Below are 20524 nucleotides of genomic sequence, written 5' to 3' on the forward strand. Positions count from 1 at the left end.
GCCCCGCGCTAGAGCGAGAACCGCTCGCCGAGATAGACCCGGCGAACCCCGTCATGCGCGACGATGTCCTGCGGCTTGCCCTCCATCATCACCTGGCCGTCGTGCAGGATGTAGGCACGGTCGATGATCTCGAGGGTCTCGCGCACGTTGTGGTCGGTGATCAGCACGCCGATCTCGCGGTCCTTCAGATGCGCCACCAGATCCCGGATCTCGCCCACCGCGATCGGGTCGATGCCGGCGAGAGGCTCATCCAAAAGAATGAAATTCGGGTGACTGGCGAGCGCGCGCGCGATCTCGACGCGGCGCCGCTCGCCGCCCGAGAGCGCGAGCGAGGGGGTGCGGCGGAGGTGGCTGATCGAGAACTCGGCCAGCAGCTCGTCCAGCATCGCCTCGCGCCGGTCGCGGTCGGGCTCGGCCACCTCCAGCGCCGCGCGGATGTTCTCCTCGACCGAGAGGCCGCGGAAGATCGACGCCTCCTGCGGCAGGTAGCCGAGGCCGAGGCGGGCACGGCGGTACATCGGCAGCGTGGTGATGTCCGCCCCGTCCAGGCTGATCCGGCCGTAATCCGGGCGGACCAGCCCGACGATCAGGTAGAAGCACGTCGTCTTGCCGGCGCCGTTGGGCCCGAGCAGCCCGACCGCCTCGCCCCGCTGCACCGAGAGCGAGACGTTGCGCACCACCGGGCGCTTCTTGAAGCGCTTGCCCAGGTTGGTCGCGACCAGACCGCCGCTGCCGGCGACGACCTGCAGCGCGGGACCGTCGGCGCGGCCGGGCGCGGCGTCGGGCGGGGTCATCGGCGCGGCACCGGGGCCGGTGGCGGCGGCAGGGCGGCGGGTGCCGGCGGACGGCGCTCCTCGGGCACGATCATCCCGGCCACGCGTCCGCCCGGGCTGGGCATCAGCCGCGACACCCCGGTCTTCATGTTCACTTCGCCGTAGTGGCCGTTGAGCTGGTTCTGCCCGCGCGTGATCCGCACGTTGCCCGTGACCCGCGCCAGCCCGTCGCCCGGGGTGTAGACGCCGCGCTCGCCGCGGACGATCTCGTTGGCGGTGGTGATGCGGACATCGCCGAACGCCTCGGCGCGGTCGAGTCGGTTCGCCCCGCGCGGGCCCTGCGCACCCGGCGTGGCCTGAGGCGGCGGATCGGCCTCTGCGCTGGCCTCGACGAAGTACGCGACCACCGTATCCGCTTCGAGCCTGCGGTCCTCGGAGGTCACCACCGCCTCGCCGCGCGCGACCGCCATGCGGGTCTCGGCCCAGTACTCCAGCGCATCGCGCGCCGTGACCCGGTCCGCGCCATTGGTCAGCGACAGCGCGCGGCCGGTCAGCACCAGCACCCGGCGGTCGAGGTCGTAGACCGCGCGATCCGCCTCCGCGCGGTCGTTGCCGCCAACGATGCGCACCCGCCCTTCCGCCTCCAGCCGCCAGATCTCGCCCGACCCGGTCGGGCTGGCGCCGGCGGGCGGGGCACCCTCGCGATTGCGGTAGCGGGCGATCAGCCGGTCTGCGAACACGGTGGTGCCGCCGCGGCTTGCCCGGGCGTTGCCGCGCGCGATCACGGTCTGATCGTCACGGCGCCACTCGATCGCGTCATCGGCCAGGATCTCGACCGGCCCCTCGCCGGTGAGCGCGAGTTCCTGGGCCGCCGCGGGAACCCCGAGCGTGAGCGCCGCGGCAAGCGCGAGCGCGGCCCTCATCGGCTGCCCTCCGCCGGCACCAGCACCATCCGTGCCGGGCCGGTGAAGATCACCACCGCGCCCTGGTCCTCGAGCCGGAACCCGGTGCCGTCGAGCGTGCCCGGCGGGCCCTGCGCGGCGACCGGGTCGTCGCCCTCGGCCCGTCCCGCCGCCAGGTCGATGCGCGCGCGGGCGGTGCGGATCTCGTAGCCGGCGTCGTGGAACAGCGCGACCTCGCCCGCGAGATCGAGCAGGCGCTGCTCGCGCTGGTACCAACCGGTGGCGGCCCGCAGCATGATCCAGGCACCGTCCTCGAGGGTGATGTCGCCGACCGGCCGGGCGAGCGCGACGGTCTCGGACCCCGAGGGCTGCTCGGCCGTGTCGGCGGCCAGCTCGTAGGGCCGGCCCCGCTCGTCCCGGCCCACATAGCGGGGCGCCACCAGCCGGGCGCTGTCGGCGATGCCGCTGTCCGGCTTGCGATAGGCGAGCCGCACCCGCTCCTCCATCCCCGAGAACTCGGGCCACAGCACGATCATGGCGAGGGCGGCGAGTGCCGCGGCCGGCAGGGCGCGCTTCAGCACCCTCACCACCACGCGGCGGCGGGCCAGCGCCGCCGGGTCGAGCGGCGTGCGGTTGCCGCCGAGACCGAGCGTGCGCGCGCGTCCGCGCGGGGCGGGGCGCGGGGCCGTCCGGGCTGGTCCCGGGTCCGAGGTTGCGGCCACGCTCACGCCGCGCCCGCCCGCAGCAGGTCATGCACGTGCAGGATGCCGATCGGGCGGCCGTCCTCGACCACGAACAGCGCGGTGATGCGCCGCTCGTTCATCTCGCGCAGCGCCTCGGCGGCCAGCGCCTCGGGACCGATGGTGCGCGGGCTGCGCGTCATCACCTCGGCCGCGCGCCGTTCGAGCAGCCGGGGCTCCATGTGCAGGCGCAGGTCGCCGTCGGTGATGATGCCGGCGAGCCGTCCTGCCGCGTCCGTCAGCCCGAGGCAGCCGAAGCGCCGCGCGGTCATGGTCACCAGCGCCTCGTCCATCCGCGTGGTTTCGGGCGCGAGCGGCACCTCCGCCCCGGTGTGCATCAGCTCGCGCACCCGGGCGAGCCGCTGGCCGAGCGTCCCGCCCGGGTGGAACAGGCGGAAATCGCTCGCCGAGAACCCCTTGCGCGCGAGCAGCGCGACCGCGATCGCGTCCCCCAGCGCCAGCATCAGCGTGGTCGAGGTGGTCGGCGCGAGCCCCATCGGACAGGCCTCGGGCGCGTCGGGCAGCACCAGCGCGACATCGGCGTGGCGGGCGAGCGTGCTGCCGCCCCGCGACGTCACCGCGACCAGCGGGATCGCGAAGCGCCGCGCATAGGCCAGGATGTCGGAGAGTTCCGGGGTCTCGCCGGAGTTGGAAAGCGCGAGGATCGCGTCCGCCGCGGTGATCATGCCGAGATCGCCGTGGCTCGCCTCGGCCGGGTGGACGAACAGCGCCGGCGCGCCGGTGGAGGCGAGCGTGGCCGCGATCTTGCGCCCGACATGGCCGGACTTGCCCATCCCGGTGACCACGATCCGGCCCGTCACCGCGGCGAGCAGGTCGAGCGCGCGGCCGAACGCCCCGTCCAGCCCGGCCGCGAGCGCCGCCAGCCCCGCGGCCTCGGTTTCGAGCACCCGGCGGGCTTCGGCGATGTCGGCGTCGTGGGCGGGCGCCTGGTCGGCCCGGACGGTCAGCACGGCGGAGCGGTTCATCATGGTCCCCGGCCATGGTGTAGGCCCTCGGGGCGCGCCGGGTCAACGAACCGACGCGCGTGGCACGCAAGACCTGTGCCAAGCCACGCGATCGTGTCTGCCGTGCTGTGCCACTTTACGACTTTACGACTTTATCACTTTACGCGGCCCGCGCGGCGCCTGGGGCAGCGGGGCAGCGGCGGGGCGAGGCGCAGCCTACCGCGCGCCTGCGCCAGAACGGGACGTGGCCCGCCCCGCTCACCGGTCCGTCAAGGCGTGCAGCCGTTCCATCCCGTCCAGGATCGCCGCCGCGACCGCCGCCGCGACCGCCGCGCCCGGGCCCGGGTCAGGGTGAGGGCGGTCCCGACGCCCCTTGCCCCGACGCCCCTTGCCCCGACGCGGCGCGCCCCGCGATGCTCCGACTGCTCCCTCTCCCGCGTGCGGGAGAGGGCCGGGGTGAGGGTCATCGATGGCGAATGCGCTCTATTACGGCGACAACCTCGGCGTGCTGCGCGAGCACATCCGCGACGAGAGCATCGACCTGATCTATCTCGATCCGCCGTTCAACTCGAACGCCACCTACAACGTATTGTTCCGCGCCCCGGGCGGGAAGGGCAGCGAGGCGCAGATCGAGGCGTTCGAGGACACCTGGCACTGGGGCGACGCGGCGTCGCTGGCCTTCGACGAGGTGATCCGCGGCACGCATACCGACGCGGCGACGATGCTGCGGGCGATGCGGTCATTCCTCGGCGAGAACGACATGATGGCGTATCTGGCCATGATGGCGGTGCGCCTGATCGAGCTGCACCGCGTGCTGAAGCCCACCGGCAGCCTGTATCTGCACTGCGACCCGACCGCGAGCCACTACCTCAAGGTGCTGCTGGATGCGGTGTTCGGGGTGTATCACTTTCAAAATGAGATCGTCTGGAAACGGACAAGCGCGCACAGTAGCGCGAAGCGATGGGGGCCGGTACATGATAATCTTCTCTTTTTTACAAAGAGCGAGCACTTTAAGTGGAAGCAACAGTACGGTGATTACGATCAGAAATATATAAACGCCTTCTATACACATAAGGACAGTAAAGGGCGCCTGTGGAGGCGCTCAGATTTGACGGGCGCCGGAGTCCGGCATGGCGAGACCGGACAGGTATGGCGAGGCATAGACGTTACGGCAAAGGGACGTCACTGGGCTTACCCGCCGTCTGTGCTTGACGAGATGGACAAGGAAGGCCGCATTCATTGGCCCGAAAAGGACGGCGGAATGCCGATGCTCAGGCGATATCTCGACGAGCAGAAGGGGCAGCCGATCCAAGATGTCGTCACCGACATTCCGCCCATGCACAATCTCGCTGAAGAACGCCTCGGCTACCCCACCCAGAAACCCCTCGCCCTGCTCGAACGCATCATCGCCGCGTCCTCCAACCCCGGCGACACCGTGCTCGACCCGTTCTGCGGCTGCGGCACCGCCGTCCACGCCGCCCACAAGCTCGGCCGCCACTGGATCGGCATCGACGTCACCCACCTCGCCATCTCGCTGATCGAACGCCGCCTGAAGGACGCCTTCCCCGACATCGCCTTCGAGGTGCACGGCACGCCCAAGGACATCGACGGCGCGCGCGACCTCGCCGCCCGCGACAAGCACCAGTTCCAGTGGTGGGCCGTCTCCCTCGTCGATGCCGTTCCCCAGGGCGGCAAGAAGAAGGGCGCCGATCGCGGCATCGACGGCGTCCGCTTCATCCAGGTCGGACCCAAGGCGGGCGAGGTCGAACGCGTGATCGTCAGCGTGAAGGGCGGCGAGCATGTCGGCGTGAAGGACATCCGCGACCTGCGCGGCACGGTGGAGCGCGAGACCGCCGTCGCCGGGCTGTTCCTGACGCTCGCCGATCCCACCCGCGACATGAAGCGCGAGGCGGCGTCCGCCGGCAGGGTGGACATCCCCTTCGCGCACGGCCCCGTCCCGAAGATCCAGATCTTCACCATCGCCGAACTGCTCGCCGGCATGCGGCCCGACCTGCCCGGCCTCGGCCGGCACGAAGGCTTCAAGCGTGCCCCGCGCGAGAAGCGCAGCGGCGAGCAGGGAAGCCTGGAGGTGTGACGCCCGGGGTGTCCGATTTCCCCGGTGACGACGCCGAGGATGTCAAGGCCGTCCAGGCCGAGCACTTCCGCGCCGCCGTGCGGGCGATGGTGAACGCTGCATGCGATGCGTACACGAACGCGCTGGCGCTCGTCGGCCTCCGAACGGAACTCGGCGACCGGATCGAGGCCGGGTTGCGCTATCAAGCGCATCTGTTCTGGGGTCCCGTCCGCTGGATTGCGACCGCATTCCGACGCGACGTCTGGCAAGGCGCCCAAGGCGATCTGTTCATCGACACGGCCATCAGGCCGCCTCGTCCGCGTCAGCAGATCATCGAGGGCGCATGGTGGGACTTCTTCCATGACACGATGCAACGGATCATCAAGCACGACGTTACGCTAACGCGACTGGTCATCCGAGTTGCGGCTGAGCAGAACGAAACCGAGGCAGCGAAGCTCGCAAATCTGCTCGCTGATGACGTCGCGTTTCGGTTTCGGTCCGGCGGATGAGGCCGTTCGCACGTCGGGACGCGGGGCCGGCTTGCGGGTTGGCGCAGAGCGCGCCCTGCTGGAGCTCCGTGCCGACATCGAACGACTTGACGCGCTGACGGATCGCCGACCCTCACCCTGTCCCTCTCCCGCAAGCGGGCGAGGGAACCCTCCGCAATCGAGAGCAAGGCGCAGTCAGCGTCCTTCTTGCTGGCCTTCGGCCATCCAAGGCAGAAACCCCTTGGGGGACGCGACTGTCCTGATGGTCAAGCGGTATGCCACGGGCGTCGATCCCTGAGGACGGCGTTGAGGATGGCGAGGAGTTTGCGGGCCACCGCGATGAGGGCGAGCATCCTGGGCTTTCCGGCGTCGAGGAGGGAGTCGCCGGCGGAGGTCTCGGCGATGCTGCGGCTGAAGCCGCTGGGGTGGCCGGTCGCCACGTGTGCCGTGTGGCCATGCACGGGCTTGCGCCGCCGACGTATCGCCCAGCGGTTCGACGCGTGCGTCGCATCCACCAGCGTGCCCGTCCGCACCGTCACGCCCTTCGCCTCCAACTGCCGCGTCACGGCATCGAACAGCACGCGATCCAGCCCGCGGCGCACCAGCTCGCGCCGGACGCGCACGAACGCGCCGCGCTGGGGCGCGCAGAAGGCGCACGAGAGGGCATCGGCACGGTCGGAAACGCCGGCCGCCTCAAGATCATGCGGCCCTGGTACTGCGCCAGCGAGGCTCGATCGGGCTCGCCACCTGCATGACAGGCGACGAGAGAGCGCCGCCGACGGCGACGACGGCCAGGACCGACCCGACGTGCCAGAACAGGACCATGACCGCGGCATCCAGGTAGTGCACGAGCGACAGTCCGACGGATGCCAACATCGCAACCGACGTGATCGCGGCAACGCCCGTCGCGAGCGGACGCGTCCGCCCTGCATGCCGGAGCATGAACAGCATGGCTGCACCCGTCGGCACGGAGAACGCCAGGATGAAACCCAGGCAGCTCCACGACGTGCCAAGTGCCAAGCCGTCAGGCCCGAAGCGCAGGAAGTCACTCACGCATCCCCACCCGAGGCTCGCGACCCACATCGCGAATCCCGGCAGAGGCAAGAGCGCCCATCGCTCCGAGCGATCGGGCAGCGACAGGTGAAAGGCCGCAATCGCCGCCAGCACTGCGGTCGCCACCGCTGCCGCCAGTTGCGCAACCTCCCACGCGTGCGACAGCCGCTCGGCAAGGTCAACGCGCAGCCCGATCATTGCGACGACCAGGGCGATCATGGCGCTCGCGCTCGCGAGCCACAGTGCCGCCCGCAGCATCGGCGGGCGAAGCCGGCGGACCGGCCGCATGTCGCGAACCATTGAGGACACAAGCTCGTCTGTTCGCATCGGCCTCGCCCCTTCAGTCCCCAACAATGCGCTTCCTGAGCGCGATGATCGCCCTGTGCGTTGCCACCTTCAGTGCCGAGGCCGACTGCCCCGTACGGGCTGAGGCCTCGGCCACGCTCAGCTCCCGCAGCTTCAAGAGCTCGATGGCCTCGCGCTGCTTCGGTGAGAGCTCCGACACAGCCGCCCGCACATCCCGGGCCTGAAGCCGGCCTTCTCCTTCATTCGTCGCTGCACCCACCAAGGTTTCGTGATGCAGGTCGGTCAGTTCCTCCTCGCGGCTTCCCCGGCGCGCGACCTGACGCACACGGTCGAGCGCGCGTCGGTCGGCGATCGCGGACAGCCACGGACGCAGTGGCCGGCTCGGATCGAAGGTGTGGCGGATCTGGTGGATGGTGAGCAGCGTGTCCTGGACGGCGTCCTCGACATCGCTGTCGTTCCGGAGCCGCCTCCGGGCGACCGTCCGCAGCAATGGAAGGATCTCCCGCAACAAACGGTCATAGGCGCGCCTGTCGCCCCCCTGGGCCGCCGCCATCAGGGAGCTCCATGCGTCGTCGCGCTGCTCCGGTGTCACTGCCATCGTCCGGCCCGCCGATTTCCGCGACTTTATGGGGCCGGCGCGTCGTCGGTCGAGAGGCCAGTCGATCGCTGGCCGGGTCGGCGGTGTCCTGCCCGGATACCGGGAGCTCACGGAACGGTGAAGGAGTGATCCGAAACACCCGTCACCTGCGTCGTGACCCCTTGGTGTGCGATCGGAGCTCGATCCGACCACAGTCAAGGAGACACGATCATGGTGACTCGACGGACCATGGGGCTGATGGCGCCCGCGGTCGCGCTGGCAGCGACCGGCGTTGCGCTGACGCGGCCGGCCCAGGCGGCGCGGCCAACAAACCTGCTCGAAGTGCTCAAGATATCGGGGGACCTGCGCAAGTTCGCCGAGCTGGTGAAGTTGGCCGGCCTCGAGCAGGAGCTGACCAAGCCGGGGCGCTTCGGCCTGTTCGCGCCGCACGATCCCTACTTCAACAGCCTGAATGCGCCGACGATGCAGGCCCTCACGTCCGACCGCGAGCGCTTGCAGAAGGTGATCAAGGACCACATCACGACGGACGCGATCACCGTGCTGCCGGGCGGCGGAGGTGGCAGCGAGGTCGCGGCGCAGACCACCATGCTGACGACGCTCACCGGCCGGACGGTGGTGGTGTGGAACGGTGGCGGCGGCCTGCCGCGCATCGAAGGGCGCGTGATCTGGGTCGCCAATCTCTCCGTCAGCAACGGTGTGGCACACTGCATCGACGGCCTGATCGGCGGCTGGGTCGCCTAGCTGCCGCTGCCCAGGCGGGCAGACTGTTCCTGGACCCCGGCTCAGGCCGGGGTCCTTTTCGTATCCGAACCAGGCTGGTGGCACGTCTGGTGGGGCGGACACGGCCAGAGCCTCCGCCGCGTGCACGCCGGCTTGCGGCGCGCCGACGCCACCTGTCCCGCCGCGGGCACGCTCATGCCCGCGCATGGCGGCCTCGGACGGGGTGTCCACGGTCCTGGGCTCCACCACTGCCGAACCACCCGCTCACCCGGCAGCGACGGCCGACGCCCGGTCAGCGGCGACCCCACTCGTCTGCCGGGGGATGAACGGCGCACCCATCCCCATCCGTCGCAGCAGGTCGCGCTGCACATGGCTACCGCCGAGCTGGCGCAACCGGTCGTGCACCGGGAACAGGATGTCCCGGACCTGCTCGGTCGGGCCACCGAGGCCGGCGGCCGCGACCGCGCCTGCTGCGGTGACTCCGACCCGGGCGTGCACGAGCGCCTGGGAGTCGGTCTTGCGCAGGATCCGCTGGCGGATCGACGCCAGCATGTCCTGCACGGCGTCCGTCCTTCCCGCCGCTGCCAGACACAGCACGTAATGCAGATCAGCAAAGGCCCAGGCGTGATCGCCGATCCGGCTCTGCGCGAGATCGGCCAGTTCCTCCCAGCGGCTGGTGCCGACCGGCACGCCCCGTTCCTGCAGCCGCCAGAGAAGCGAGGCCGCATTCATGACATCGCGCACCTCCTGGGACGGGAGGTCCCACACCCGCGAGTCGTACAGCGCAAGCGCCTCGTCGGTCTCATGCAGGCGCAGATGGAACAGCGCCCGGTGCCAGAACAGATGGCGGCGGAAGCAGCCCACACTCGCCAGTCGGGGCTCGACGGCGCCAAGCCAGGCGAGGCCCTCCTCGGCATCGCCCCGCTCCTCCATGACATGGGCAACGGCGTGCGCACCCCAGGCATCCGCCGGTTCGATCTCGACCGCACCGCGGCCGACATGCTCGGCGGCGGCGAGGTCGCCGGTCTCTTCGAGTGCGAAGGCATAGCAGCCGAGGACGAAGCCGCGCCCCGGCACGCCCGGTCCCCAGGCGGGCAGCGCGGCGTCCAGGGTCACGCGCATGCCGGGCGCATCGCCCAGCATGAAGCGGATCGCGTGCGAGAGGCGCAGCACCAGCAGATCGAGCGGCTGGCTCGGCAGCAAGGCATCCAGGATCGCGGCCGCCTCCCACATGTCGCCGTGTTCCTGCCAGGCGGCCAGCGCGTCGATCAGCATCCGCTCGCGGCGGGTGCCGCCGCGCTCGGCGATCCCCCGGCGCGCCGCGGCCAGATCGCCCGCCGCCGCTTCGGCGAGCGGCCGCCGCGCCGCGAGCAGCTTCGTGAAGCCGAGGAAACAGTGCCCGGCCACCAGCGACGGATCGGCCAGCAACGTGCGCGACAGCAGCGATCCGACATCGGCCCGCTGGGCCAGGAACGCGATCACGGCCGCGTCGAGGTGGCGGGCTGCCGCCCTGCTCTCGGTGGTGATCGCGATTCCACGGGGATCCCGCTGCATGAACGCCTCCGCTCGAACCTGCCCTGCCGCGCGTGGTCCTGGTCTCGCGGCGGTCGTCCTAGTGTCTGGCGTGTCACGCGTGGCGTTACGCGGGCGCAGAGGTCGTGGCGCGGTGAGACGGTAACGCCCCCGGCCCGGATCGGCGAAGGCACAGGCAGAGCCGGTCTGGCGTGGGCCGGAGTGCGTGACGGGATCGGGCAGGGAGGACAGTGTGACGGCGAGCTCAGAGGATCCCTCGTGCGGGGGCGGCTTTCACCCGATCCGGGACTACGCGCTGATCGGGGACTGCCATGGCGCGGCGCTGGTGATGCGCGACGGGACGATCGACTGGTGCTGTCTCGGCCGGTTCGACGCCGACCCCGTGCTCTGCCGCCTGCTGGACGAACGCCGCGGTGGGCATCTGGCTGTCCGCCCGACCAGCCCCTACCAGGTGACGCGCAGTTATGCCGGCGATACCGCCATCCTGCGGACCGTCTTCACCACGGCAGGGGGCAGCGTGGCCGTGACGGACTTCATGCCGGTCGGACGCCAACCGGGCGCCTCGGCGCACGATTACGTGACGCTGAACGCACCCTTGGCCCTGGTGCGGCGGATCGAGGGGCTGACGGGCAGCGTCGAGATGGCGCTCTCGTATCGACCGAGCCTCTCCTTTGGTACGACCGCGCCTCAGCTCCGCAGGACGGCGCGCGCCGTCACGACGGATGCAGGGCTGACCCTGCATCTCGACTGGGACGAGCTGGACATCGCGGGTGACCTGGCAAAGGGGCGGATCGTCCTCGCCGCAGGCGAACGCCGCGACATGGTCCTCGCCGACGACCGAACCGCGGCGGCGGTGCCGCTTGCCGCGGTCGACGCGTGGCTTGCTGCGACGCAGGCGTTCTGGACCGAGTGGTCCGCTTACTGCCGCTACAGGGGCCCGGATCGCGACTGCGTGATGCGCAGCGCGATCACGCTGAAGCTGCTGACCTGGGCGCCGAGCGGCGCCATCGTCGCCGCGCCGACCACCTCGCTGCCCGAGTGGATCGGCGGGGAGCGCAACTGGGACTACCGCTACTGCTGGCTGCGCGACGCCGCGTTCTCGCTCTATGCGCTGGCCGCGCTCGGCTATGGCGGCGAGGCGCGACGCTTCAGCGAATTCCTGCCGCAAGCCTGCGCGCGCACGTTCCCCGATCTCCGGATCATGTACCGGATCGACGGCGATCCGGAACTCGAGGAGCGCGTGCTTGACCATCTCGACGGCTACTGCGGCAGCCGTCCTGTCCGGACCGGCAACGGCGCCCACCGCCAGCGGCAGATCGACGTGTACGGCGAGGTGCTCGACTGGGCGTCCGTCCATCATGCGCTCGGCGGCAGGATGACGGCCGAGATGCGCGGCATGCTGGCGGCGACCGCCGACTTCGCCGCCGCACACTGGCGCGAGCCGGACCAGGGCATCTGGGAGATGCGCGGCCCGCCGCGCCACTTCGTGCACGGCAAGGCGATGAGCTGGGTCGCGCTCGACCGCGCGGTCGCCCTGCTCGGCGACAACGGGCGCTGGGCGCGCGAGCGCGCGGCCATCGTCGATGACGTCTTGCGGCGGGGGATCGATCCGCGGCGCGGCTGTCTGACCCAGGCCTACGGCGAGACCGGCATGGATGCCGCCCTGTTGCTGCTGCCGTTCCTCGGCTTTCCGGCGCCGGAACCGATCCTCGCGGCGACCATCGACGCCGTGCAGCAGGACCTCGCGCAGGGCGATCTGGTGCACCGCTATCGCAGCGACGACGGCGTTGCCGGCGAGGAGGGTGCGTTCCTGATCTGCAGCTTCTGGCTGGTGGACGCGCTGCTCTGGCTCGGCCGGACCCGGGAGGCCGAATCGATGTTCGCGCGCCTGGCCGCGTGCGGCAACGATGTCGGCCTGTTCTCGGAGGCGATCCACCCCGACGGCACCACGCTGCTCGGCAACTTCCCGCAGGCGTTCACCCATCTCGCCCTGATCGGCAGCGCGACCAATCTCGAACTTCTCCGCAAGTCCGGGCCTGCGGCGCTGCGCGGCACCTTCGCCGAGCGGGCAAGCCGTGGCGTCGGGCGGGTGTTCGGTCTGGGCGGGCTGTGGGCCGCCTTCACATCGAGCGGCAGTTTGGGCCGGCTGTGGCCGTCCGCGGCGTCGATCCTTCGATCGCGGTAGCGCCACACGGCAAGGGATCGTGCCGGCGCGGCGCCGCGCCGGCCGACGCGTAACTTCCCAGGCGGCCTCGCCGAACAGGAAATGGAACCGTCTGGGAGGACCTCTTGTGTCCCGGCAGCCCAACACGTCGCACGGTCGATCTCCGGCCAGTGCTCCATCCTCTGCCCCTGTCAGCCAGATGGGATCGTGACCGTGGATGACACCGCTTTCGTCCGGCGGCTGCGCGAGCGCGATCTGGCAGCTTTCCGGACCCTCGTCGAACGGCATCATGCCGGCCTCGTCCGCCTTGCCCGCGTGTTCTGCGCCAGTCGCGCGACCGCCGAGGAGGTGGTCCAGGAGGTGTGGATTGTCGCCTTCACGCGCTTCGAGGGCTACTCGGGCAACGGCTCGCTCAAGGCGTGGCTGGCGGGGATTGTCGTCAACAAGGCGAAGACACGCGCGGTGCGCGATCGCCGGGTTGCAAGCTTCTCGGAGCTCGCTCGTTCAGACCTGGAAAACGGCACTGACGGCCTCGATCCGAAGCGCTTCAGGGGCGACGGCAGCTGGGCCGATCCGCCGGCGCCCTGGGACGCCATGACCCCGGAACGTGACGTTGCCGGGCGCCAGTTGATCGTGCACCTCCAGGACATGATCGATGCCCTGCCGCCGATGCAGCGGGCCGCGTTGCTGCTGCGCGATGTCGAGGAGCACGATCCGGCCGAGGTCTGCCGGACGCTGGAGGTGACGGAAGGCAACCTGCGCGTGCTCCTGCACCGGGCGCGCACGCGCCTGCGCGCGCAACTCGAGGCGCTGGCGGCTCCTGCGCCGCCGCGCCGCGAGCGGCCTGGCGAGGCGGTCGGGTCTGCCGTTCCCCGCCGGTTGGCAACGCTGTAACATCCCCTCCCGCCGAACGAACACTCGGCAGCAGGGCGGCGACGAGGGCGCGTCCGAGCGTTCGGCGTTCTGCCGACCAGGAGTCCGGATGTGCTGACATGCCGCGAAGTGACCGAACGCGCGAGCGAGTACCTCGACGGCAATCTGCCGTTCGGGCGCCGTTTGGCGTTCAGGCTGCACCTGCTCATGTGCCGCCACTGCCGGCGCTATGTCGACCAGTTGGCCGGAACCATCGCGCTTGTGCGCGCGGCCGGGCAGGAGGCAGCCGATCCCGAGGCCGCCGACAGGATCGTGGCGGCACTCAAGCAGTCCCGCGCGGGAGCCCGCCCCAGCGAATGAGCCGTCCGGCGCTCGGCGCCCCGGTGGGGATGCACGTAACGTCTGCCGCGCTTCCCTGACATGACCATGGGGCGATGCCTGCGGGGCGATGCCTGCGCGTTCCGCCCCAGGGAGGCATTCGATGGCCAGGTACATCGCATCGAGCCAATCGCTCTCGGTTCGCCCGCCGTCGTCCAGAACGGTCACCGACATTCTCTTGGCCGGTGTCGCCGGTCTCGGGGTCTGGGAGGTCCTTGCGCGACTGGTCGCGCCCCTCTGGCTGGGACAGCCGCTCGAGCCGGCCGAGCTGATTGAGATGTATCTCGGCGTTGGCGGCACGCCGGCGCAGGTGCTGCATGTGCTGATCGGGCTGGCGGTGTTCCCCGCGGTCTACCTCGCCGCAGTGCTGCCACTCGCAGCACGGCTGGTTCCGCGCGCCGGCTGGATCGCATGCGGCGTGGCCTTCGGCCTCATGCTGTGGCTGTTTGCCATGGTCATGGTCGCCGCGCTGTCCGGTGGACTGCCGCAGTTCTGGGGCTTTGGCACGATCGCCTGGACGGTCCTGATGCTGATCGGCCATCTCGGGCTTGGCCTTGCCATCGCGGGTGTCGTCCACCTGCGCGGCGCGGCGCCCTGACCTGGAGGATCCGTCATGCCTGCACGACGACGCAGCCTTCTCGCCGCCGCCGCGTTCCTGACCGCAGCCCCGGTCGCGGCACGCGTACCGCAGGGCTGGCAGACCGAGTGGCCCCGCACCGATTTCTCGCGCGCCACCGTCGATCTCGCCGAGATCCGCTCGGGCGGACCGCCGCGCGACGGCATTCCCTCGATCGACAGCCCGAGCTTCCTGCCGGTGCGCGCGATCACCGACCTGGACGCGCAAGAGCCCGTGCTGTCGCTCGTGGTCAACGGCGACGCGCGCGCCTATCCGCTGCGGGTGCTGATCTGGCACGAGATCGTCAACGACGTCGTAGGCGAGGTGCCGGTGGCCGTGACCTACTGCCCGCTCTGCAACACCGCGATCGTGTTCGACCGTCGGCTGGACGGGATGCTGCTCGACTTCGGCACCACCGGCAAGCTGCGTCATTCCGATCTCGTCATGTACGACCGGCAGACCGAGAGCTGGTGGCAGCAATACGGGGGCGCGGCGATCGTCGGGCGGCTGGCCGGACGCCGCCTTGCGATCCTGCCGGCACGCCTGGAATCGCTCGAGCGGTTCCGCGACCGGGCGCCGCAAGGTCGCGTGCTGGTGCCTCCGAGTCCGGCACTCCGCCCCTACGGCACCAACCCCTATGCGGGGTACGACAGCGCGCCGCGCCCGTTCCTGTTCGGCGGCGAGGAACCGCCCGAGGGGGTGCCGCCGATGATGTACGTGGTCGCCGTGGGCAAGACCGGCTGGACGTTGCCGCTGCTGCGACGGGCCGGCGAGGTCCGCGACGGCGACCTGCTGATCCGCTGGATTCCAGGGAAGCGGTCGGCGCTCGATACGCGCGCGATCGCGCGCGGCCGCGAACTCGGCAACGTGGTGGTGCAGCGCGGCAACGAGGATGTGCACCATGTCGTGACGTTCGCGTTCGCGTTCTTTGCGTTCGAGCCTGACGGCGTGCTGCACACGGAGGACGGCCCGGTCAGGCGCCCGTGAGTGCAGCGGATGGCCGGAGCACGAAGGCCGCGCCGTCCTGCGCCGTGCATCGCGTCTGCCGCATGTCGAAGCCGCATCGCCGTGCGGGGCGCATGCCCACCATCATGGGCTCGCGGTCCGGCAGGGAAGCTCAACCGCCGTAGGTGCCGCGGATCGGGTAGGCGCGCTCCTGGATCAGCCTGAGCCCGGCCACGACACCGGACAGGTCCGGCCGCGCGAAGGGCGCGTTCGAGATGTCGATGATCTGCAGGCGTCCTTCCGGATTGATCGCAAACAGCGCGGGCTCGGGGAAGGGGCGGTCGGTCTCCTGGGGCGAGCGAGGCTCCGAGACGTAGAGTCCGAGCTGCTGCATCTGCACGATGCTCATGCCGTAACCCACGGGGAAGCGCCAGCCGCCCTCGGTGACGTCGGTCTCGGCCTTCTCAGCCGGATCGCCGGACACCGCCATGACCGAAACCCTGGCAGCGGCGAAGTCGTCCAGCATGCCGTTCAGCGCGCCGAGATAGCGCTTGCAGAGCGGGCAGTGCCGGCCGCGGTAGACCACGAGCAGACGCCAACCATCGCCGGCGGCAGGCGCGACCTCGCCGCCGCCGACGCGCGGCCAAGCGAGCTCTGGAAAGGTCGAGCCGGCGACGGGTCTGGAGGTCTTGGACATGCAGACACCCTCCTCGGTGAAATGACAGGCGCGCGTGGCGGTGGCGCCGCCGCACCGTCACGGCGGTGTCTTGCAGCGACCACTTCATATCATGGTCGCTCTGAAGACGAAGCCAATGGGTGGGTCCGACGATGACGCCGGATCCACGTGCGATCACGGCCGGGCTGTAACGCCACGCGGAGGACGGAGACTGATCCTCACATGTCCATGCGCCTGCGGTACGTCGCAGCGCAAGACCAGGGAGCATGCGATGACCTCGATCGAGCCCATCCCCGTTCGTCGGCGTACCCTTGCGGTCGCCGTCGCCGGCGCTGTCGCCTTCTTCACCACGACGCCTCGCCTCGCCCGTGCCTTCGACGAGACCTCGCCCTCGGACGTCAACATCAACGCGCAGGGGCTCGCGTTGCGGGGCTACGACCCGGTGTCGTACCAGACCAGCTCGATGCCGTTGCGCGGTTCGCCGCAGTTCAGCGCGAGCCACCAGGGCGCGACATATCATTTCGTCTCCGCGGAGACTCGCGACGTGTTCCGCGCCGATCCAGGGCGCTACGCCCCGGCCTTCGGCGGCTTCTGCGCCATGGGTGTCGTGATGGGGCGGAAGCTCGACGGAGAGCCGCTGCTGTACCGCGTCGTCGACAACAGGCTGTACCTGAATGTCCATGCCGCGGCGCAGGAGCGGTGGCTCCAGGACGTCACCGGCCATATCAGGCAGGCCGAGGCGACCTGGCCGAAACTGCGCGGCAAGACGCCGCGCGAACTCAACACCTGATGCACGGTCAACCAGTCAACACGGAGGTTCACGATGGATCGACGGACGCTCAATCGGGGCCTGATCGGCGCCTTTGCAACCGCGCTCGGTGCTGCGGCCGCAGGCGGGGCCATGGCGCAGCCGGCCGACAAGGAGAAGTGCTTCGGCGTCGCCCTCGCCGGCAAGAACGACTGCGCCGCGGGCCCGGGCACGACCTGCGCCGGCACCTCGACGGTCGACTACCAGGGCAACGCCTGGTCGTTGGTGCCGAAGGGCACCTGCACCTCGATCCAGACACCCCACGGGCCGGGCTCGCTGGTCGAGATCCAACGTCCGCCGCGCGGTCCGGGACGGCCGCGGTCCGGCTAGGCGGGGGAGGGGGGCGGGACGTCGGCCTGGAGGGTCGCCGGCGTCCCGCTGCTTCCCAGACCAGGGCGCGCTGGAGGCCCAAGCATGGCTGGATCTGATGTCGGCGTCGGCTTCAAGCCACAGCATTTCGCCGAGATCATCGCGGAGCCGCAGCCGCTGCGCTTCTTCGAGGTCCACGCCGAGAACTACATGGGCGAAGGTGGACCTCCGCATGCCCAGCTCTCGGCAGTGCGCGAACGCTACGAGCTGTCGCTGCACGGCGTCGGGCTCTCGATCGGTGGAGAAGGGCCGCTGGACCGCGTCCATCTGGCGCGCCTGCGCACGCTCTGCGACCGCTACCAGCCGCGCATGTTTTCGGAGCACCTCGCCTGGTCGAGCCATGACGGCGTCTATCTGAACGATCTGCTGCCGCTGCCGTATACCGACGAGACGCTGGCGCAGGTCGCCCGCCACATCGATCAGGTCCAGGCCGCGCTCGGCCGGAAGATGCTGCTCGAGAACCCGGCGACCTATGTCGCCTTCGACGAGAGCACGACGCCCGAGGGTGCGTTCATCGCCGAGATCTGCCGCAGGACCGGCTGCGGCCTGCTGCTGGATGTGGCGAACGTGGTCGTCTCGGCCACCAACCACGGCGCCGATCCGCGCGCGCTGCTCGCTGCCCTGCCGCTCAACCGTGTGGAGGAGATCCACCTCGCCGGCCATCGGCATGACCAGGACGACACCGGCGCCCCGCTGCTGATCGACACGCACGACTCCCCCGTCCCCGATGCCGTCTGGTCGCTCTACCGGGAGGCGCTCGCCATCACCGGACCGGTGCCGACGCTGATCGAGTGGGACAACGACGTGCCGGCCTGGAATGTGCTGCTCGCAGAGGCGCGGGCAGCAGCGCTCTGCCTGGCGGCGACGGCGCCGAGGCGGGCGGCATGACGCCGGTGCGCGCGCGATCGCGACAGGCGGGTTTCGCAACCGCCCTGCTGGCGCCTGCGGTCCCGTGTCCGCGCGGGCTTACGGCGCTCGGTGGCGAAGCGGGTCCGCGCCGCTTCTCGGTCTATCGCAACAACGTCGTCGCGGGGCTCGCGCGCGCGCTTGGTGAACGCTTCCCCGTGACGCGGCGTCTCGTCGGACAGGAGTTTTTCGCGGCCATGGCGCGGGAGTTCGCGCTGGCCCATCCGCCGCGTTCGCCGATCATGCTTGCCTATGGCGACGGGTTCCCTGATTTCGTCGAGACGTTCCCGCCCGCCGCCATGCTGCCCTATCTCGCCGATCTCGCGCGCCTCGAGGCGGCGCGCGTCCGTGCCTATCACGCCGCAGACATCCTGCCGGTGGGCCCAGAGGCCTTCGCCGCCGTCGCGCCGACGGATGTCGACCGACTTCGCGTCGGGTTGCACCCGGCCGTGCAGCTCATTCCCTCGTCGTACCCCATCATCTCGATCTGGCTCGCGCATCGCGACGATGTCGAGGTTCAGCCGATCGGGTCGTGGGCCGGTGAGTGTGCCCTGGTCAGCCGACCCGAGCGTACGGTCGAGCTGCGACGCCTCTCCGCGGCGATGGCGGCCTTCCTGCTTGCCGTGCAGGACCGGCACACCATCGAGGAGGCCGCCGTGGCCGGGCTCGGCACCGATCCGGCGTTCGATATCGCGGAGGGCATTCTCGTTCTGATGGGTCTCGGGCTCGTGGTCACGCTCGATCCTGAGCCGCGGCAGAGGAGAGGATATCGATGCGCGCCATCGCGATGAGCGGCACCATCCGGCTTGCATCCATGATCGCTCTCGTCCGCCGAGCGCATGCGCTGTTCGGGCGGATTCCAGACGCGGTGATCCTGCTCGCGGCGCGGATCTTTCCCGCTGCCGTGTTCTGGTACTCCGGCCGGACCAAGGTCGAAGGATGGAGTGTGTCGGAGAACGCGCTCTTCCTGTTCGAGTATGAGTATGCGCTGCCGCTGATCTCGCCGGCGCTGGCGGCTTGGCTCGCGACCATCGCCGAGCATCTGTTTCCGATCCTGCTTGTGCTGGGGCTCGCGACCCGGTTCTCGGCACTGGCCCTGCTCGGCATGACCCTGGTCATCCAGATCTTCGTCTATCCGGCGGCATGGCCGACCCACGGCGTCTGGGCAGCCTGTTTCCTGATCCTGATCGCCAAGGGGCCCGGGCCGCTGTCGCTCGATCGGCTGCTGCTGCGCGACCATGCGTGAGTGCGTGCAGCGGCGCTGCGGGCCCGCGGATCGATGCGGCCTATGGCTCGCGCGCGGCGTCTGCCCCGCAGCAAGCGGTGCTGGGCCGAGGGCGGCGGATACGCGAGATGACCATGTAACGCGGGGCTGCTGCTGAACGAAGTGGGCAGCGTCGGCCGTAATCAGACATGACGCGGCGGCTTCGCGCGGTGCGGCCGCCGATGGATGTGCATTGCCATGCGACCAGCGCCACCACGTCCGCCCCGCGACCCGCGCCTCGACATCATTCGAGGCATCCTGCAGCTCTTCATCTTCTTCTCGCATTCGGCCGGCACGTTCACGGGCAGCTGGCTGATTCACGCGAGCTGGGGATTGTCGGACAGCTCGGAGCAATTCCTGTTCCTCTCGGGTTTCGTGCTCGGTTCCCTGTTCGTGCGCAACGCCGGCCGGGATGGCCCGGTTGCGGCCATCCGCGACTTCCTCGTGCGGACCTTCAGGCTCTACCGGACGCATCTCCTGGTCGTTGCATTGTTTGCGCTCATGGTCTTCGTCGCCGAGCGTGTGTTCGGACTCCCGGACCAGATCGGCGGGCTGGGGTGGGCATGGCTGTTCGAAGACCCGGCTGAAAGTCTCCCCGCGCTCGCACTGATGCTTTACCGGCCGGTCTTCATGGATATCCTGCCGGTGTTCGTCTGGTGCATGCTTGCGCTCCCCTTTCTGATGCTGGCACTCGATGGCATCGGCCGCATCGTGCTGATGCTGCCGTTTGGCCTCTATGCGGGCGTTCAGATCTGGGACTGGACCGTGCCCGCGCCCGGCAATCCGCACGCCGCCTTCAATCCGCTGGCCTGGCAGGTCCTGTTCTTCCTCGGCGCCGTCCTTGGCCGTCGCGCGCTGCTGACCGGCAGTGCCGTACGATCGCATCCGGTCGCCCTGGCCTTCGCGCTCGGCGTGCTGGCGATCGGACTTTGGCTGCGGGTGCTCGACCATGGATGGATGGTGGGGCCACAGATCGATGTGACTGCGGTGACGGGGAAGCTGTCGCTCGCGCCGGCGCGCGTCGTGCACGCCCTCGCCCTGGCCTATGCCGTGGCCGTGCTCGTGCCACGCGAGGCGGCCTGGATGCGCCACGCGTCCGCCGCGGCCGTGGCGGCGATCGGGCGCCACAGTCTCCAGGTCTTCTGCCTCGGCCTGTTCCTGGCATGGGGCATCGCGACGACCTTCTCGCTGGTCTCCTGGGCCTGGTGGATCGAGCTGCCGTTGATCCTTGGCGGCTCCTTCCTCCTCTGGACGCTGGCGGTGATCCTCGACACGCGCCGCGCCGGGGCAGTGCAGCGTCGCTTGCCGGCGGCAGAACGGCCTGCCCCCGCCGCCCGCCTGAAGTTGTCCAAGAGTGCTTCCTGACACGTGGG

The 20524-nt window shown here is 70.1% G+C and carries 22 protein-coding genes and 1 pseudogene; 14 read left to right on the forward strand and 9 right to left on the reverse strand.

Annotated elements, in window-relative coordinates:
- Positions 1-8: 8 nt before the first annotated feature.
- From lptB to ACTIFU_RS01635, 4 genes are read right to left on the reverse strand one after another with little or no spacing between them, the layout of a single operon-like run.
- Complete coding sequence (gene lptB / locus ACTIFU_RS01620; protein ID WP_439576531.1) at positions 9-794, reverse strand: LPS export ABC transporter ATP-binding protein; 786 nt, start codon at positions 792-794, stop codon at positions 9-11.
- Positions 791-1696: an LptA/OstA family protein gene (locus ACTIFU_RS01625; protein WP_439576532.1), complete on the reverse strand. Its 906-nt coding sequence runs from the start codon at positions 1694-1696 to the stop codon at positions 791-793. The genes lptB and ACTIFU_RS01625 overlap by 4 nt, the downstream gene beginning before the upstream one ends.
- Positions 1693-2403 (reverse strand): LPS export ABC transporter periplasmic protein LptC, encoded by a 711-nt coding sequence (gene lptC, locus ACTIFU_RS01630; protein ID WP_439576533.1) that lies wholly within the window; start codon positions 2401-2403, stop codon positions 1693-1695. Before lptC ends, ACTIFU_RS01625 begins: the two co-directional genes overlap by 4 nt.
- Positions 2400-3401 (reverse strand): KpsF/GutQ family sugar-phosphate isomerase, encoded by a 1002-nt coding sequence (locus ACTIFU_RS01635; protein WP_439576534.1) that lies wholly within the window; start codon positions 3399-3401, stop codon positions 2400-2402. The genes lptC and ACTIFU_RS01635 overlap by 4 nt, the downstream gene beginning before the upstream one ends.
- Positions 3402-3849: 448 nt before the next feature.
- Between ACTIFU_RS01635 and ACTIFU_RS01640 the strand changes: the two genes are divergently transcribed.
- The gene (locus ACTIFU_RS01640; protein WP_439576535.1) at positions 3850-5475 is read left to right on the forward strand and encodes a DNA methyltransferase; all 1626 of its coding nucleotides are present in this window, start codon (positions 3850-3852) and stop codon (positions 5473-5475) included.
- An 8-nt stretch (positions 5476-5483) separates the two neighbouring features.
- Entirely contained in the window at positions 5484-5963 is a 480-nt protein-coding gene (locus ACTIFU_RS01645) for a hypothetical protein (protein WP_439576536.1), read from the forward strand.
- Positions 5964-6208: 245 nt separating this feature from the next.
- Here ACTIFU_RS01645 and ACTIFU_RS01650 read toward each other — a convergent pair.
- The 3 genes and pseudogenes from ACTIFU_RS01650 to ACTIFU_RS01660 form a co-directional block, all read right to left on the reverse strand.
- Positions 6209-6319: pseudogene (locus tag ACTIFU_RS01650) on the reverse strand (IS110-like element ISMex17 family transposase); the annotation flags it as partial.
- A 322-nt stretch (positions 6320-6641) separates the two neighbouring features.
- Complete coding sequence (locus ACTIFU_RS01655) at positions 6642-7283, reverse strand: NrsF family protein (RefSeq protein WP_439576537.1); 642 nt, start codon at positions 7281-7283, stop codon at positions 6642-6644.
- 52 nt (positions 7284-7335) lie between these two features.
- A complete protein-coding gene (locus tag ACTIFU_RS01660; RefSeq protein ID WP_439576538.1) occupies positions 7336-7854 on the reverse strand; it encodes an RNA polymerase sigma factor in 519 nt (172 codons plus the stop codon).
- Between the two features lie 255 nt (positions 7855-8109).
- Between ACTIFU_RS01660 and ACTIFU_RS01665 the strand changes: the two genes are divergently transcribed.
- Positions 8110-8640: a fasciclin domain-containing protein gene (locus ACTIFU_RS01665; RefSeq protein ID WP_439576539.1), complete on the forward strand. Its 531-nt coding sequence runs from the start codon at positions 8110-8112 to the stop codon at positions 8638-8640.
- A 243-nt stretch (positions 8641-8883) separates the two neighbouring features.
- Here ACTIFU_RS01665 and ACTIFU_RS01670 read toward each other — a convergent pair whose 3' ends face one another.
- Positions 8884-10173 (reverse strand): tetratricopeptide repeat protein, encoded by a 1290-nt coding sequence (locus ACTIFU_RS01670; RefSeq protein ID WP_439576540.1) that lies wholly within the window; start codon positions 10171-10173, stop codon positions 8884-8886.
- 211 nt (positions 10174-10384) lie between these two features.
- On the opposite strand from ACTIFU_RS01670, the gene ACTIFU_RS01675 reads away from it, so the two are divergent.
- The 5 genes from ACTIFU_RS01675 (at position 10385) to ACTIFU_RS01695 (ending at position 15170) form a co-directional block, all read left to right on the forward strand.
- Positions 10385-12337 (forward strand): glycoside hydrolase family 15 protein, encoded by a 1953-nt coding sequence (locus tag ACTIFU_RS01675; RefSeq protein ID WP_439576541.1) that lies wholly within the window; start codon positions 10385-10387, stop codon positions 12335-12337.
- 186 nt (positions 12338-12523) lie between these two features.
- Positions 12524-13210 (forward strand): RNA polymerase sigma factor, encoded by a 687-nt coding sequence (locus ACTIFU_RS01680; protein ID WP_439576542.1) that lies wholly within the window; start codon positions 12524-12526, stop codon positions 13208-13210.
- Positions 13211-13300: 90 nt separating this feature from the next.
- Positions 13301-13549, forward strand: a complete 249-nt coding sequence (locus ACTIFU_RS01685) for an anti-sigma factor family protein (protein WP_439576543.1) — start codon at positions 13301-13303, stop codon at positions 13547-13549.
- A gap of 121 nt (positions 13550-13670) precedes the next feature.
- A complete protein-coding gene (locus ACTIFU_RS01690; RefSeq protein ID WP_439576544.1) occupies positions 13671-14165 on the forward strand; it encodes a hypothetical protein in 495 nt (164 codons plus the stop codon).
- A gap of 15 nt (positions 14166-14180) precedes the next feature.
- The gene (locus tag ACTIFU_RS01695; RefSeq protein ID WP_439576545.1) at positions 14181-15170 is read left to right on the forward strand and encodes a DUF3179 domain-containing protein; all 990 of its coding nucleotides are present in this window, start codon (positions 14181-14183) and stop codon (positions 15168-15170) included.
- Positions 15171-15300: 130 nt separating this feature from the next.
- Here the strand turns inward: ACTIFU_RS01695 and ACTIFU_RS01700 are convergent, their stop codons facing one another.
- Positions 15301-15825, reverse strand: a complete 525-nt coding sequence (locus ACTIFU_RS01700; protein ID WP_439576546.1) for a redoxin domain-containing protein — start codon at positions 15823-15825, stop codon at positions 15301-15303.
- 250 nt (positions 15826-16075) lie between these two features.
- Between ACTIFU_RS01700 and ACTIFU_RS01705 the strand changes: the two genes are divergently transcribed.
- The 6 genes from ACTIFU_RS01705 (at position 16076) to opgC (ending at position 20516) form a co-directional block, all read left to right on the forward strand.
- Positions 16076-16594, forward strand: coding sequence for a YHS domain-containing (seleno)protein (locus ACTIFU_RS01705; protein ID WP_439576547.1), 519 nt, complete (start codon positions 16076-16078; stop codon positions 16592-16594).
- A 33-nt stretch (positions 16595-16627) separates the two neighbouring features.
- Positions 16628-16942: a BufA1 family periplasmic bufferin-type metallophore gene (locus ACTIFU_RS01710; protein ID WP_439576548.1), complete on the forward strand. Its 315-nt coding sequence runs from the start codon at positions 16628-16630 to the stop codon at positions 16940-16942.
- Between the two features lie 84 nt (positions 16943-17026).
- Positions 17027-17869, forward strand: coding sequence for an MNIO family bufferin maturase (gene bufB, locus ACTIFU_RS01715; RefSeq protein WP_439576549.1), 843 nt, complete (start codon positions 17027-17029; stop codon positions 17867-17869).
- Positions 17866-18678, forward strand: a complete 813-nt coding sequence (locus tag ACTIFU_RS01720; RefSeq protein ID WP_439576550.1) for an HvfC/BufC N-terminal domain-containing protein — start codon at positions 17866-17868, stop codon at positions 18676-18678. The genes bufB and ACTIFU_RS01720 overlap by 4 nt, the downstream gene beginning before the upstream one ends.
- Entirely contained in the window at positions 18660-19133 is a 474-nt protein-coding gene (locus ACTIFU_RS01725; protein ID WP_439576551.1) for a DoxX family protein, read from the forward strand. The genes ACTIFU_RS01720 and ACTIFU_RS01725 overlap by 19 nt, the downstream gene beginning before the upstream one ends.
- Before the next feature lie 216 nt (positions 19134-19349).
- Positions 19350-20516, forward strand: a complete 1167-nt coding sequence (opgC, locus tag ACTIFU_RS01730) for an OpgC domain-containing protein (RefSeq protein ID WP_439576552.1) — start codon at positions 19350-19352, stop codon at positions 20514-20516.
- The last annotated feature ends 8 nt before the right edge of the window (positions 20517-20524 follow it).

Source organism: Elioraea sp., from assembly GCF_051860475.1.
GTDB lineage: Bacteria > Pseudomonadota > Alphaproteobacteria > Acetobacterales > Acetobacteraceae > Elioraea.

Coding starts and splice junctions, on each gene's coding strand:
- lptB (WP_439576531.1), bottom strand. CDS start 794: ATGACCCCGCCCGACGCCGCGCCCGGCCGCGCCGACGGTCCCGCGCTG.
- ACTIFU_RS01625 (WP_439576532.1), bottom strand. CDS start 1,696: ATGAGGGCCGCGCTCGCGCTTGCCGCGGCGCTCACGCTCGGGGTTCCC.
- ACTIFU_RS01635 (WP_439576534.1), bottom strand. CDS start 3,401: ATGAACCGCTCCGCCGTGCTGACCGTCCGGGCCGACCAGGCGCCCGCC.
- ACTIFU_RS01640 (WP_439576535.1), top strand. CDS start 3,850: ATGGCGAATGCGCTCTATTACGGCGACAACCTCGGCGTGCTGCGCGAG.
- ACTIFU_RS01655 (WP_439576537.1), bottom strand. CDS start 7,283: ATGCGGCCGGTCCGCCGGCTTCGCCCGCCGATGCTGCGGGCGGCACTG.
- ACTIFU_RS01660 (WP_439576538.1), bottom strand. CDS start 7,854: ATGGCGGCGGCCCAGGGGGGCGACAGGCGCGCCTATGACCGTTTGTTG.
- ACTIFU_RS01665 (WP_439576539.1), top strand. CDS start 8,110: ATGGTGACTCGACGGACCATGGGGCTGATGGCGCCCGCGGTCGCGCTG.
- ACTIFU_RS01670 (WP_439576540.1), bottom strand. CDS start 10,173: ATGCAGCGGGATCCCCGTGGAATCGCGATCACCACCGAGAGCAGGGCG.
- ACTIFU_RS01690 (WP_439576544.1), top strand. CDS start 13,671: ATGGCCAGGTACATCGCATCGAGCCAATCGCTCTCGGTTCGCCCGCCG.
- ACTIFU_RS01695 (WP_439576545.1), top strand. CDS start 14,181: ATGCCTGCACGACGACGCAGCCTTCTCGCCGCCGCCGCGTTCCTGACC.
- ACTIFU_RS01700 (WP_439576546.1), bottom strand. CDS start 15,825: ATGTCCAAGACCTCCAGACCCGTCGCCGGCTCGACCTTTCCAGAGCTC.
- ACTIFU_RS01705 (WP_439576547.1), top strand. CDS start 16,076: ATGACCTCGATCGAGCCCATCCCCGTTCGTCGGCGTACCCTTGCGGTC.
- ACTIFU_RS01710 (WP_439576548.1), top strand. CDS start 16,628: ATGGATCGACGGACGCTCAATCGGGGCCTGATCGGCGCCTTTGCAACC.
- bufB (WP_439576549.1), top strand. CDS start 17,027: ATGGCTGGATCTGATGTCGGCGTCGGCTTCAAGCCACAGCATTTCGCC.
- ACTIFU_RS01720 (WP_439576550.1), top strand. CDS start 17,866: ATGACGCCGGTGCGCGCGCGATCGCGACAGGCGGGTTTCGCAACCGCC.
- ACTIFU_RS01725 (WP_439576551.1), top strand. CDS start 18,660: ATGCGCGCCATCGCGATGAGCGGCACCATCCGGCTTGCATCCATGATC.
- opgC (WP_439576552.1), top strand. CDS start 19,350: ATGCGACCAGCGCCACCACGTCCGCCCCGCGACCCGCGCCTCGACATC.